General features: G+C 38.1%; 14 protein-coding genes. All 14 read left to right on the top strand.

What is annotated here, in order from left to right; genetic code table 11:
- Positions 1-11 precede the first annotated feature (11 nt).
- The 14 genes from EM808_RS04095 to EM808_RS04035 are packed head-to-tail and all read left to right on the top strand — an operon-like array spanning position 12 to position 13,317.
- On the top strand, positions 12-1,229 hold the full coding sequence (locus EM808_RS04095; RefSeq protein ID WP_127736213.1) for a phage portal protein: 1,218 nt from the start codon (positions 12-14) through the stop codon (positions 1,227-1,229).
- Positions 1,204-1,965, top strand: coding sequence for a head maturation protease, ClpP-related (locus EM808_RS04090; protein WP_127736210.1), 762 nt, complete (start codon positions 1,204-1,206; stop codon positions 1,963-1,965). The genes EM808_RS04095 and EM808_RS04090 overlap by 26 nt, the downstream gene beginning before the upstream one ends.
- A complete protein-coding gene (locus EM808_RS04085) occupies positions 1,962-3,170 on the top strand; it encodes a phage major capsid protein (RefSeq protein ID WP_127736208.1) in 1,209 nt (402 codons plus the stop codon). The genes EM808_RS04090 and EM808_RS04085 overlap by 4 nt, the downstream gene beginning before the upstream one ends.
- Complete coding sequence (locus EM808_RS04080) at positions 3,170-3,454, top strand: head-tail connector protein (protein WP_127736205.1); 285 nt, start codon at positions 3,170-3,172, stop codon at positions 3,452-3,454. The genes EM808_RS04085 and EM808_RS04080 overlap by 1 nt, the downstream gene beginning before the upstream one ends.
- The gene (locus EM808_RS04075; RefSeq protein WP_127736202.1) at positions 3,447-3,785 is read left to right on the top strand and encodes a phage head closure protein; all 339 of its coding nucleotides are present in this window, start codon (positions 3,447-3,449) and stop codon (positions 3,783-3,785) included. Before EM808_RS04080 ends, EM808_RS04075 begins: the two co-directional genes overlap by 8 nt.
- Positions 3,782-4,174 (top strand): hypothetical protein, encoded by a 393-nt coding sequence (locus EM808_RS04070; RefSeq protein ID WP_127736199.1) that lies wholly within the window; start codon positions 3,782-3,784, stop codon positions 4,172-4,174. Before EM808_RS04075 ends, EM808_RS04070 begins: the two co-directional genes overlap by 4 nt.
- Entirely contained in the window at positions 4,174-4,584 is a 411-nt protein-coding gene (locus tag EM808_RS04065; protein ID WP_127736196.1) for a hypothetical protein, read from the top strand. The genes EM808_RS04070 and EM808_RS04065 overlap by 1 nt, the downstream gene beginning before the upstream one ends.
- Positions 4,585-4,589: 5 nt before the next feature.
- Entirely contained in the window at positions 4,590-5,195 is a 606-nt protein-coding gene (locus tag EM808_RS04060) for a major tail protein (RefSeq protein WP_127736193.1), read from the top strand.
- Between the two features lie 3 nt (positions 5,196-5,198).
- Positions 5,199-5,540 carry a HeH/LEM domain-containing protein gene (locus EM808_RS04055; RefSeq protein WP_127736190.1) on the top strand — a complete coding sequence of 114 codons (342 nt, stop codon included), beginning with the start codon at positions 5,199-5,201 and terminating at the stop codon, positions 5,538-5,540.
- Positions 5,541-5,576: 36 nt separating this feature from the next.
- Positions 5,577-5,927, top strand: coding sequence for a phage tail assembly chaperone G (gpG, locus tag EM808_RS04050; RefSeq protein ID WP_127736187.1), 351 nt, complete (start codon positions 5,577-5,579; stop codon positions 5,925-5,927).
- A 38-nt stretch (positions 5,928-5,965) separates the two neighbouring features.
- Complete coding sequence (gene gpGT, locus EM808_RS28470; RefSeq protein ID WP_164849567.1) at positions 5,966-6,112, top strand: phage tail assembly chaperone GT; 147 nt, start codon at positions 5,966-5,968, stop codon at positions 6,110-6,112.
- 37 nt (positions 6,113-6,149) lie between these two features.
- Complete coding sequence (locus EM808_RS04045) at positions 6,150-9,998, top strand: phage tail tape measure protein (RefSeq protein WP_127736183.1); 3,849 nt, start codon at positions 6,150-6,152, stop codon at positions 9,996-9,998.
- A 2-nt stretch (positions 9,999-10,000) separates the two neighbouring features.
- A complete protein-coding gene (locus EM808_RS04040; RefSeq protein ID WP_164849566.1) occupies positions 10,001-10,834 on the top strand; it encodes a phage tail family protein in 834 nt (277 codons plus the stop codon).
- An 11-nt stretch (positions 10,835-10,845) separates the two neighbouring features.
- Positions 10,846-13,317, top strand: coding sequence for a phage tail protein (locus tag EM808_RS04035; RefSeq protein ID WP_127736177.1), 2,472 nt, complete (start codon positions 10,846-10,848; stop codon positions 13,315-13,317).
- Positions 13,318-13,323 lie beyond the last annotated feature (6 nt).

Raw genomic sequence — 13,323 nt, 5'->3', positions numbered from 1 at the left:
GTGGTGAGAATTTGCAATGGTATAACAGAATCAAGCTTTCAGTAAAGGCAGCTGTGGTTACGTGGAAAGGGGCAGGTTACGACTTTTCTAAATGGTTTGGTCGTACATTTTGGGGTGTAGATAACGGAAGATTAGCAACAAATGAAACGATATTTAGTGTCATTAGCCGTTTGTCTAACACTTTATCTTCACTTCCAATCAAGCTTTATCAAAAATACGATGTACAAATGAATCAAGCTGCTGATGTTATTATTAACAATCCTAATCCTAATATGACCAGTTATGAAGCTTTAAATAAGATTGAGGTATCTAGAAATGAGACAGGAAACGGATACGCTATTATCGTTCGAGATATACGAATGCAACCAGAGAAGGTAATACCTATTGACTCGAGCTATGTTTCACCTTTTTTAAACACAGATGACAGTGAATTGTGGTATCAAGTACTTGGTGACAATGGTACTCATTATATCCATAACATGAACATGATTCACGTTAAACACATAACTGGTTCAAGTAGGTGGTCAGGTATTAGTCCGTTAAATGTTTTGAAAAATACATTGGAGTATGACAAAGCAGTTCAGGAATTTTCCCTTTCCGAAATGCAAAAAAAAGACAGCTTTGTCTTGGAGTATGGAGCGAATGTGGATAATGATAAAAGACAGCGGATAATTGATGATTTCAAACGATTTTATCAAGAAAATGGCGGCATTTTGTTCCAAGAACCAGGTGTTACTGTGAAAGATATTAATAGGAAATACTTTGCATCTGATACATTAGCATCTGAAAAAATTACTCGATCGCGTGTGGCTAACGTTTTCAACGTTCCAGTTTCTTTTTTGAATGATGGAGAAGGACAGGGGTTTGCAAGCAATGAACAATTAATGACTCAGTTTGTACAAATGAGTTTAACTCCAACTGTTAGGCAATATGAGCAAGAGTTTAATAGAAAATTACTTACACCAGCTGAAAGAAAGGCTGGTTTTTATTTTAAATTCAACTTAGGAGGGCTTCTAAGAGGCGATACAGCCGCGAGGACACAATTCTATCAGATGATGATTAGAAGCTCTGGAATGAAGCCTGATGAAGTGAGACAGCTAGAAGATTTGCCACCTGTTGGTGGAAAAGCATCCGAACTGTGGATTTCAGGAGATATGTACCCGTTAGAGATGGACCCAGTATTACGTAAAGGAGGTGAAAAGAGTGGGAAAGAACAAACAAACGAATAAATTTTTCAATATGAAAGCATCAGCAGATGGAAAATCGGCTGATATTTTTATTTACGGAGAAATAACCAAGTGGGCATGGGAAGAGTATGGCGAAGTTTCATCCATTTCATTTAAGAATGAACTAGATCAATTGGGAGATGGAATTGAGACAATAAAGCTTTATATAAATTCTCCTGGTGGTTCTGTTTTTGAAACAATGGCAATTATCGCAATGCTTCAACGACATCCAGCTAATGTCATATCTACCATTGATGGCGTAGGAGCATCCTGTGCATCTGTTTTACCAATGATTTCAAATAAAATCATTATGTATGCCAATTCTATGCTCATGATTCATAACGCATGGACGTATGCAAGCGGAAATGCAGAACAATTACGGAAAGCAGCAGATGATATCGAAAGAATTAATCAGTCAATGATTCAATTTTATTTAGATCGTGCTGGCGACAAGTTAGATGCTGAAACTTTAAAACAGTTACTTGATGCTGAGACTTGGTTAAGAGCAGAAGAAGCTCTTCGATATGGTCTATGTGATGAAATTATTGCAACAAACAATGCAGCTGCTTGTTTGGATGATAAATGGGCAAAAGAGTACAAAAATGTGCCAAATCAGCTTATTTCTAATCAAAATATCGCTATTTCGGCAGAAGAAATGGCATTAAGGCAACAAATTTCCAATGATTCAAAGGCGAATTCAGCATATTTAAACACAATTTTAGGAGGAATTATTTCATGAAGAAAAACATGGTATTAAAATTAAATCTACAGTTTTTTGCAGGCAGCACATTATTTGAATTAAAACAAAACATGGCAACAATTGGTCAACAATTGCAAAAGATTGAAGGCGAACTATCTGCCAAGGCAATTGATACTACATCCACAATGGACGATCTCAAGGCTTTGCAAAGCTCAAAAGCTGATTTGCAAATGCGTTTTGATGTTATCAAGCAGCAACATGATCAAATGGAAGCAGAGCAAAAGGCAAAATTTGCTGCACAGCAGAAAGCTGATAGCTTGGGCTTTGCAAATGAAAAAGACCCAAAACAAAAGGTAGTTAAAGCAAAAGCTGAATTAATTCGTGCTACTATTCGTCAACAGCCTGTTCCACTTGAAGCTAAAGCGGCACTGGGAGATCGCAATGATACTGGTGGTGAAAAACTACTTCCGACGACTATGACCAATGAACTGTTGATGGAACCATTAGTTAAGAATCCTTTACGTGAAATTTCCGTTTTCACTAATCTGATGAATCTTGAAGTGCCTAAGATTTCATTCCAACTTGATGATGACGACTTTATTGATGATACAGAAACTGCTAAAGAATTAAAAGTTACTGGTGATGTTGTTAAATTTGGGAGAAATAAATTTAAAGTATTTGCACCTGTATCTGAAACTGTTATTCGAGGGACGGATGTTAACTTAGTACAAGGTGTGGAACGTGCTCTTGAATCTGGTTTAGCAGCGAAGGAAAAGAAAGTGGCATTTACTAAAACACCTAAAGCTGGTGAAGAACATATGTCATTTTACCAAACTGGTGCAACGGCAATCAAAAGAGTATCAGGTGCTGATATTTATGAAGCTGTCGTGAATGCACTTGCAGATTTACATGAGGATTATCGTGAAAATGCGAAGATTGTTATGAATTACGCTGATTATACAAAGGTTGTTAAGTTTTTGAATAATGGTAACTCCACTTATTTTGCTGCACCACCTGAATCAGTATGGGGTAAATCTGTAAAGTTTGTTGATGCTGCTTCTGAACCAATCGTTGGTGATTTTAGTTATTCTCATTTCAACTATGATCTTGATGTTCTTTATGAGCGCGATAAAAACGTCCGCACAGGTATTGAGGATTTTGTTTTGACTGCTTATTTAGACCACCAGATTAAATTGAAATCAGCATTCCGTATTGCTGAAGTGACTACTGTTCAAGGTGCATAATGCTTACTTTACAAAGCTTTCCTGAGTTGAAGGACTCATTAAGAATTGATGGGAGTGAGGACGATGATGTTCTCATTCTTCTTTTAGATGCAGCCAAAGCATCATTGAAAGTAGCGGGAGTACCTGAAGATAAAATAACTTCAGATTACTTACCCTTATATAAACAAGCCATTATTCTCTATCTGGAAATGGACTATGAGTATGATGAGAAGAAAATCCCAAGATTGGAACGTGCTTTTAATCGTATATTGCTGCAACTAAAGGCAGGTGTTTCCTATGAGTAAAAGACAGTACAATACCAGGATTACTTTTTATGAATATGTAGCTAATGATGGACCAGAACCAGGTGAAAAGATAAAAAGTGTTCTTTATGGATGCTGGGCTGGTATTGAAGAAGTTTGGACAAAAGATTTAGTGTTGGCCAAAGCTAATGGGACCCTATCTGATCTGACAATCAAAATTAGAGATCCAAGAGGAACGTATCGTCCATCTAATAAACATTATGTGTCAATTCAATCACCTGAGTATGCTGGCCAACATTTCAACATTAAGCATGTTAGTCCTGATATTCGAAATAAGAGAGAAATTAGGATTGTAGCAGAGGTTTCCTCATGAGTGTAAGTATTTCAGGAATTAGACAACTGGAAAGAGAACTAATGAGGCGATTTGGTTCAAATAGGACACAGCAAATTGTTGATATAGCTTTATTGGCAGGAGCAAATGTTTTTGTCCAAGAGCTTAAAAGACAATTCGAGTCTTTCAAAGACACAGGTGCTTCCATATCGGAAATAACCATTTCTCAACCAACAACAGTTGGAGGAGCAAGGTCAGTAAAAGTTCATTGGCGAGGACCTAAGGGTAGATACAGAGTTATCCACTTAAACGAGTGGGGAACTGTTAATAACCCTAATCCTGAAGGAAAGGGAGCTATAGCAAGGGCTCTCCGTAATGCAGAAGAGGCTTATCGAAATGCAATTAAGCGAGAAATGAGGCGAGGTCTCTAATGGATGTCCTGGCTATTATCTTTAATGCTTTAATCGCAGATGAATTTATTGGAAAAGAAGCAGAGGATAGAATCAAGTATTATGAGTATCCAGAGAGTGGTGAAGTGGAAAAACCCTATATTATTATTGCTCCTTTGGATGTTCCTGCGCCGTCTGACTTCGCTGATGATACTTGGCTAACATTTGATTGTCTTTATCAAATCGATGTCTGGACAAAAAACAGAATAACCACTAGGCAAATTGGAGAAAGAATCCATCAAGTTCTGTGGAAGCTTGGGTTAAGACAAAATGGTGGACTATCAGAATATGATTCTGGAATTTTCCGTGATGCAAGGCGTTTTCGCGGAAAGTTATACCGAGAAGATTTCGACACAATCGCAAAGTCGATTTCACTAAATAAAGAGGAGTGAGTAATTTGGCAGAAGAGAAAGTATATAGGTCAGCTACTGGTGTAGATGAATTTTATTACGGTGAGGTTGGAGAAGGAACGGTTGCCGAATATATCGAGCGTGTAAAGTTTTTACAAACAATTAATGTGGAAATGCCGCAAGAGATTACTCGAGCACGCGGAGATAATAAAACAGCAGAAATGGCCGTTTCAAGTGGAGACATTGCAGTTACTGCAGGTTTTCATAAGGTGCCGTTACAAGATAAACAAAACTTGTTAGGTCTTGAAGTGGTTGATGGAATAACTGCTATGGGTAGCGAAGACAACCCTCCTTATGTTGCAGTCGTTTTTGCAAAAACACATGAAGATGGTTCTCGTGAATATGTAGGTTTACCAAAAGGATTGTTCACAAGACCAAATGTAACTGGAAATACAAAAGGAGAAACAACTGAGTTCTCAACTGAAGAGATTGCAGCTCAATTCATGGATAGAGTAGTTGAAGGATTTGATAAAGAGAAATCAGTTTTGTTTGCATATGATCCAGCTGGTCAAACAACAAACCGTAACGTATTATTCCAAAAGATTTTTGGTTTGCCTTATCCAACAGGAACAACAGTACCGGAGGGAGCATAAACCATGTCTAATACATTAAAAGTAGAAGAAATCAAAGAAAAGTTAACTGCTGCAGGTATCTCCTTTGATGAAAAAATGAAAAAAGAAGATCTTCTTCGATTATTAGAAGACTCGACTCAAAATGAAAACGATGCTACATCATCCGAGGAAACAGCCCCAGTAGTGGAACCTAAAAAGAAATATGTAGTCGTCCACGATTTCAAAGACCTAAAGGACGGCACTGTTTATATTAAAGGTGATATCTACCCAAGAAAAGCTGATGCAGTTGTGGACGAAGAAAGAGTCAAGGAATTGTCATCCACAAAAAACAAAATTGGACGTGTCTTAATTCAAGAGCAGGAATAACCTGCTCTTTTTAAATCACTTGAGGAGGAACAGAAGATGGCGAATCTTAAAAAGAATGCAATTGTATTAGTTAAAGAGGTTAAAGAAGGAGAAATTGTTGATGCAACTTACTATACTCCTGCATTTTTACCAATGAGTGTGGTGTATCAAGCTATTGATCTTAATCTGGAATTAACTAAAATAACTGCTAGTAATGAAAAAGAAATGGTAAATAAGATGGTTGATTTTGTGACAAACGATATCTATAAGAATCAGTTTACAAAAGAGGAATTAGAGAACGGATTGCATGCTCCAGATGCTATTCAAACTTTACAGCAACAGGTTTTCTTCATAACTCAAGGACAACAAACTGATGAAGTAAAAAAGTTGCTGGCGAAGAAGGGTTAACGGACGAGGACTTTTCAGTAGCCAAGCAAAAAGAGTATTTGGACGAACTTGTCCGAGATTTAATGAAGCAAGGTAAGGATATCAATGAAATATTAAGTATGCCATATCAGTTCATGATTGATTTAATGGCAGAACGTAATAAGCCAAAACAAACAAAATCCTTAATTGCCGCATTCGGAGGTTAAGGATTTTTACTTTTTATAAAGAAGGGAGGTAAAGCTAATGGAACAAATAACTGGCTTATCGATAGGGTTAGACTTAGATACAGTTGCGTTGAATAGAGGGCTAACTGGTTTAAGGGAGAGACTACGCACAGTAAATAGTGAAATGAGAGCTAATCTTTCTGCTTTTGACAGAGGAGATCGTTCTGTCGCTTCATTTGAAACTAAACTTAATGGTTTAAACCGTAAGTTGCAAGTCCAGGAAGAAATCACAAAGTCTGCTCGACAAGAATATGAAAAAATGGTTCAGCAACATGGAGAAGGTTCAAGAGAAGCAGAGAGGGCTGCAACGGCATACAACCGTGAAGTAGCTTCCTTAAATACTTTAAGACGAAATGTAACAAATACTCAGCGCGAACTTGCAGAATTGAGAGAAGAGCAAAGACGGGCTGAATCAGGATGGACTCAACTTAGTCAAACCATTGACAGGGCTGGAGAAACAGCAACCAATGTTGGTAAAAAGATGAGTGGTGCAGGATTGACTTTAACTGCTGGGTTAACAACACCATTACTTGGAGCAGCAGCTGCTGCAGGGGAAGTCGCATACGAGTTTGATAAGGCTTCTGGTGTCATTCAGGCAGAACTAGGATTGTCCGAAGAAAAAGCCAAGAAACTGCATGGAGTGGCCAAAGATCTATGGGAAGATGGATTCGGAGATAGCATTGAAGATGTTTCCACTAGGATAGCTGGTGTTACCAAAAGTTTAGGTGAATTAAGTGAGGTTGATCTTTCTTATGTTAATGCAGGCTTAGAACTGTTTGAAGGTCGTGGTTGGGGAGACCAACAAGAAGCACTAAGAGCTGTGAAGGTAATGATGGAACAGTTCGGTATGTCTGCAACTGAATCGATGGATTACTTAACAAAGGGCTTCCAAGATAACCTGAATTTTAGCGGGGAATTTCTTGATAGTGTTTCTGAGTACTCCACTTATTTTTCTGAATTTGGAATGACAGCTGATGATATGTTCGCCAAGTTTAAAGCTGGAGCAGAAGGTGGAGCTTTCCAACTTGATAAAGTCGGCGATGCCATGAAGGAATTTTCTTTGCGTGCTAAAGACGGTTCTAAGTCCAGTACAGAGGCTTATGAGGCTCTTGGATTAAATGCTAAGGAAATGACTAAGCAATTTAATAACGGTGGCGAGGATGCCCAGAAAGCCTTCGGTAAAGTCATTAAAGCCCTTAAGAAAACAAAAGATGAAGGCGATAGGAACGCAGCATCTGTAGGGCTTTTTGGAACACAGTTCGAAGATCTAGGTGAAAAAGCCTTCAATGCAATGTTAGATGCGAGCAAAGGTATGAAAAATGTCGAGGGTGCAACCAAAAAGGCAAGTGATGCCCTTCGAAATAATTTAGGTACTCGTGCAACAAAGGTTTGGCGTGATTTTGTGGAGGATATGGAACCTGTTGGCGATGTTCTTCTTGGTGTTGCTGAGGATGTATTACCTAAAGTAGCAACTACAATTGGGGAAGTAACTAGTGCCTTTGCGGATATGTCACCAGAAACTCAAAAAACAATACTTGCCATTGCTGGAGTAAGTGCAGCTGCAGGACCAACACTGATGGTATTAGGGAGTTTAACAACAGGTGTAGGTGCGTTATTTAAAGTTGTTAGTCCACTTATCCCCTTACTTGGTTCTGGTGCAGGGTTAACAGGAGTTTTAGGAGCGTTAACAGGTCCTGTAGGCTTAACTGCCGTAGCTTTAGTAGGATTAGGAGCTGGGTTTATAGCTCTCGATAAAGATATGGATAAGCCAATAATCAAAAGTGATATCTTTGCTGGTAAAATTTCAGAATCCACTCAAAAAGTTTTGAATCAATATGACAAATTAAAAACTGATTCAAACTCTCTATTGTGGCAAATGGCAACTGGTAATGAAGAAGTAACTGATAAACACATTGCTAATGTGGTTGCAAAGTATCAAGAAATGACAAAATTGATTCTTGAACAGTTAGATACAAGGCACCAAGAAGAACGGGCAAAATTAGTTGAACAATTAAATCAAAATAAAACATTAAGTGATGAAGATAAAGCCAGAACCCTTGCTGATTTTGATGAACATTATTCAGAGGAAAGACAACAAGTAACAGATAACGAAGCGAAGAAGTTAGAAATAATCAAAGGTATGCAAGGTCAATCTGAGGCAGAAAGACAAGCTGCTAGAGAGAGGATTGCGCAAATTGACTTAACTAATGATCAAATAATGTTGGAAAACACAGCAAAAACCAAAGATGAATACTTAACAATTCAGCAAAACCTTAAAAATGAAGCTAGTATCATTTCTGCAGAAAAGGCAGCAAAATATGTAGCAGATTCTAAAGAAACTACGGATAAAGTTGTCGAGGAAGCTAATAAAAAGGCAAATGAAGAAATAGCTGCTATAACTTATGGACGGGACATAACAGGTAGTATTTCAAAAGAAGCAGCAGATAAACTCATTGCAGACGCTGAGCGCAGGAGAGATAGTACCGTTGCTACTGCACAAGATGAACACACATCAGTAGTTAAAGCTGCTAAAGATCAAGCTGGAGAGCATGTGGACCAAGTTAACTGGGAAACTGGTGAAATACTTTCTGGTTGGGATAGTATGTATAACGGTGTTTTAAGTGCTGTGAACTGGATATTAGATTTATTTGGTAAGGAACCTATTGCTAAAAAGGGAACCGTAAAGGAAAATGGTCGTCAAAAATTACAAAGGCAAGATGCCCAACTTGAAGCCACCTATGCAGACGGTACACCAAGTTCAGGACACCCAGGTGGACCTGCAATAGTTGGTGAAGAGGGAAGAGAGTTGGCTTTTGTTCCAGGAAAAGGAGTAACACTTTTAGGTACAAGGGGACCTGAATACCACTCGAATTTACCAATTGGTACTTCTGTTCTTCCGAATAAGCAAACTGAACAAATGTTAAAAAGCTATGGTTTTCCTGGTTATGCAAATGGAATTGGAGATTACTTTGATTTGTTCCTAGATGGAGCTGGTTCTGTATGGGACTTCGCAAAAGATAAATTCAGTTTGAAAGACAGTTTGATTCCTGAGTGGTTAAATCAACACACTGGAAGTCCGCTATCAATGATTGCAGATTTTGCAAAGGATTGGATAAAGGATACTTGGGATAACTGGTTTGGAGATATGGGAAGTTCTTCAGGTGGTGGAGCTGGTGTCCAGCAATGGGCAGGTATTGCTACTAAAGCCTTGATGCTTACCAAACAATATAGCCAGACTAATTTAGACAGGTTGCTTTATCAGATGCAAACTGAGTCAGGTGGTAATGCTAAAGCAATAAACTTGTGGGATATCAACGCAAAAAGAGGAACTCCTTCAAAAGGTTTGATGCAGGTTATTGACCCTACATTTAAAGCTTATGCAATGCCAGGATACAACTCAGATATTTATGACCCTATGTCGAACATACTCGCTTCAATTAGATATGCAGTTTCAAGATATGGTAGCTTAGAAAAGGCATATCGAGGTGTTGGATATGAGACAGGTGGTTTAATCAATACTGCTGGAATGTATCAACTTGCAGAAGGTGGCTGGCCTGAATTTGTTATTCCTACGGATCCAAGCAGAAGAACAGATGCTATGAAGCTATTAGCCTTGGCAGGTAAACAAATACAAGGAAACAAACGTCCTAATCAGCTGCCTAACACAGGCGGTGGCAATACTGATTGGAGTGAAATGATTACCAGACAAGACCAGCAAATAGCTTTATTACAGAAACAAAACGATTTACTCATGAGGCTGATACTTAAACCAAGTGAGGTTATAGATAATAAAGCCCTAACCAAACAGATAAGCCGGAATGAAGCTACAGAATACAGCATGCTTAATTATCAGTTAGGAGGTGGTTGATATTGAAGAAGCAATTGTATATAGATCGCAATAACAATAGGCAGTCATTGGAGGAAGTATTAGGATGTCGGTTTTTAGAGTTGGTTGTATCCAGTCCTCAACCATCGACTAACTATCAGCAACTAAGCGGACTTGATGGCCAATTGGACGGATATACGACATATGGACCCAAAACAGCAACAGCCAATTTTTTTCTAAAGGGTACTGATCTTGAAGAATACCAGTTATTAATACGTGACGTTTGGCAGTTTTTTTATTCAAGGGAAGCTTATTACATATCCAGTTCGGATATGCTTGGTATTCGTTATCTGGTCCATCCAAAACCTATGGACTTTACACGAGTAAATACTGTAGCAGCTACTTTCTCCATCGAATTTGAGGTATTCAAGGGGTATGGCGAGTCTTGGGCCACTACTCTTAATGACTTTACTTTTGAGGAAGAAAAGTGGCAAATAGGTATGAACTTACCTTTAGCAGAAGACTTAAATTATGCTTTTGCAAACCAAAGTAATTTCGATGTGTATAATGCTTCAGACATTACAGTCAATCCTTTATTGAGACACGAATTATCAATTGCCATTAGTGGGGTAGGTTCTTCAGTCAAACTGGTAAACAAAAGCACAAATGATGTTTTCCAATACAATAAATCGATGAAGCAAGGGGATGTTCTTGTTTTAACTGGAGTATATCCTTTCCTAAACGATGAACATTGTGGAAGGGATACAAATCACGGAATCATTACCTTAGCTCCTTTAATTTATAACGAGTTTGAGCTGACGGGTTTGAGAAACAGCAAAATATCCTTTGACTTTCCTTTTCTCTATGTAAATAAGTGAGGTGACGAACAGTGAAAAGTGGAGTCTTACTTGTTAGAGATAGGGAGGGTCTTTATGAAGAAATCCTAATCGATATTGATTACAACGGATTTTCTTATGATTACGTTAAGAATACTTCCCGACAGGTTACATTCACAGTTTTTCAATCAAAGTATAATAAATTCTCCTTCGACTTATTAACTGGAGATGCAGTAATTGTCTATGACGGTCAGGAATTTATTATCAAACAATGTACACCTAAAGTAGTTGGTTCATTACAAACGAAAGATATCACGGCTGCACATATAAGTTTTACGGTGCAGGACCACTACCAGTACAACTCAAAAGAAAGTTCTGCAGAATACAGCCTGGATGATGTAATGAAACTCGCCATCGGTGGAAATGAACTAGGTTTCACCTATGAGATCATTGGAACCTTTGAAAAGAAAACAATTGAAAGCATTAGTGCAAACGATGCTTTAAGTTTAATAAATGACATAGCCTGCGGAACATTCGGGGCTATTTTTTATGCCGATAATAAGAAGCTATATCTGTTCAGTGAAGATGAATGGTACCGAGAAGTACAACAGACATTCCGTTATCAATACAACACAAAAGAAGTAAGTGTTGTAGAGGATATTACTCCTATAAAAACATTTATCAAAGCGTATGGTAAAGAAAAAGAAAACAAAGATACTAAATCTGATAAAAGCATTTCACAATCAGTGGTAAGCTTTTCATCCAAATGGACAGATGGAGTTACAGCCACAAAAGACAGTACAGCTTCTTTCGAGTTTACGGGAACAGGAGTAGATGTCTACTTTGCTAAGTCTAAATTCGGTGGTAAATATCATGTTGATGTCGATGGTGCTAATTCTAAAAGCGGAACCACCTATAGTCAAAAGAGTGGTACTTTAACTGTTACAATTCGCGGATTAGAAAATAAAAAGCACAAATGCAATATCAAATTCACTGGTACGGATTCTACAAATCCTAATACGAAGAAAATTAAACATATAGATTCCTATAACGAAGAAAATAAACAAGGCAAAATTGTCCGGAAAACTAAGACTCGGTATACACAAGAAACAGCCACTTTGGAAGTGAATGATCCAGTGGCTAATATTTATCTTGAAAATGAGGGGGATGACAGGTATGAAGCTGTTGTAACATATTTGTCTCCTGCACATAAAGAATGGGATATAAAAATGGCTCCGGCAGTATCGAGCGATACCATTAAAGACAAGGACGAACTTTTAGAGTTTGCTAAGAGTCAATTGCAAGACTATCCTGATATGTCATTGAACATTATTTACACTGGCAAAGAACTTGTGGATGTAAGAGATGTATGGTTACTGATACACGAGCCGTTAGGTATATCCAGTGATGTGAAATTAGTTAGTCTTAGATCACCGCATCCATACACAGGGCAACCACAAACGCTAACTTTTAGTAGTGCTCATAAAGACATGCTTAAAATACAGAACCAATTAAGAAAATCTGTTTCTAACTTAAGCAAACAATTATCTGGCGTTAATAGCACATTATCAGGCAACCTACCTTCTTTGCAGGAAGCATCGAGGGCTATTGCTGCTGTTTCTGGAAATATTGAATTTGACCCTGATAAAGGGCTTAAAACAACACGAAAAATCAAAACAACAACAACATCAACACCCACTACAGCTCAAACATTCTCTATAAGCGCTCTTAGTACTAGTCCGAGTTATGTGACTAGTTTTTTAAATAAGATTAAAAGCGGTGCTATGGAAACGTGGAATACTCATGGAATATTGCCAAGTATTACTGCTGCTCAGGGGGCATTGGAGAGTAACTGGGGTAGGTCCACACTAACTATTGATTGCAACAATCTATTCGGCATAAAGGCTTTCGATAATTGGACAGGTGCGAAGAAGGCTTATAGAACAGCAGAGCAAGATTCGAATGGAAATGTTTATTATGTAACAGCTTATTTTAGAGCATACGACTCCTGGGCAGACAGCCTTTTAGATCATGGCCAGTTTTTCCATGATAACAGCAGGTATGCTGCAGTAATTGGATTAACGGATTATACAGCACAAGCACAGGCAATAAAGACTGCTGGATATGCCACAGATACTGAATACGTCAGCAAGCTAACATCCATAATTGAAGCGCATGATCTAGCTTCGTGGGATGCTGCAGCAATATCTAATGAGTATGTTCCAGGTGATGAAGATTCCTTTGAAGAAACGGAAGAGGAAAGTGGTTCTGTTTATATTGGTAATGGATCCATAAGCGTTGTGGGTGAAGATGGGATTGAGTCTGATGTTATAACTCCAGATGGGGTGGACCTCAGTAAGTCATATGGTTCTGTTCCAGATGAAGTGATTGACGATATAACAGAACGCATAGATTTATCAGCGGATTATATGTATCTGACATCACCTAATGGTACAAAATTCAGGTTCAGTGTAGATGATAATGGAAATCCATCAATGATACCTGTTGATGAAAATACACAGTAAAGGAGG

Origin of the sequence: Niallia taxi (assembly GCF_004005475.1) — a bacterium.
Classification (GTDB): Bacteria; Bacillota; Bacilli; order Bacillales; family Cytobacillaceae; genus Niallia; species Niallia taxi.
The sequence above is the reverse complement of the archived record's forward strand: the minus strand, read 5'-3'. Positions and strand labels throughout refer to the sequence as shown.

Excerpts from the sequence above, each read along its gene's own strand:
- EM808_RS04070 (WP_127736199.1), top strand. The coding sequence starts at position 3,782 with ATGAGTGTAAGTATTTCAGGAATTAGACAACTGGAAAGAGAACTAATG.
- EM808_RS04075 (WP_127736202.1), top strand. The coding sequence starts at position 3,447 with ATGAGTAAAAGACAGTACAATACCAGGATTACTTTTTATGAATATGTA.
- EM808_RS04045 (WP_127736183.1), top strand. The coding sequence starts at position 6,150 with ATGGAACAAATAACTGGCTTATCGATAGGGTTAGACTTAGATACAGTT.
- EM808_RS04065 (WP_127736196.1), top strand. The coding sequence starts at position 4,174 with ATGGATGTCCTGGCTATTATCTTTAATGCTTTAATCGCAGATGAATTT.
- gpG (WP_127736187.1), top strand. The coding sequence starts at position 5,577 with ATGGCGAATCTTAAAAAGAATGCAATTGTATTAGTTAAAGAGGTTAAA.
- EM808_RS04080 (WP_127736205.1), top strand. The coding sequence starts at position 3,170 with ATGCTTACTTTACAAAGCTTTCCTGAGTTGAAGGACTCATTAAGAATT.
- EM808_RS04085 (WP_127736208.1), top strand. The coding sequence starts at position 1,962 with ATGAAGAAAAACATGGTATTAAAATTAAATCTACAGTTTTTTGCAGGC.
- EM808_RS04055 (WP_127736190.1), top strand. The coding sequence starts at position 5,199 with ATGTCTAATACATTAAAAGTAGAAGAAATCAAAGAAAAGTTAACTGCT.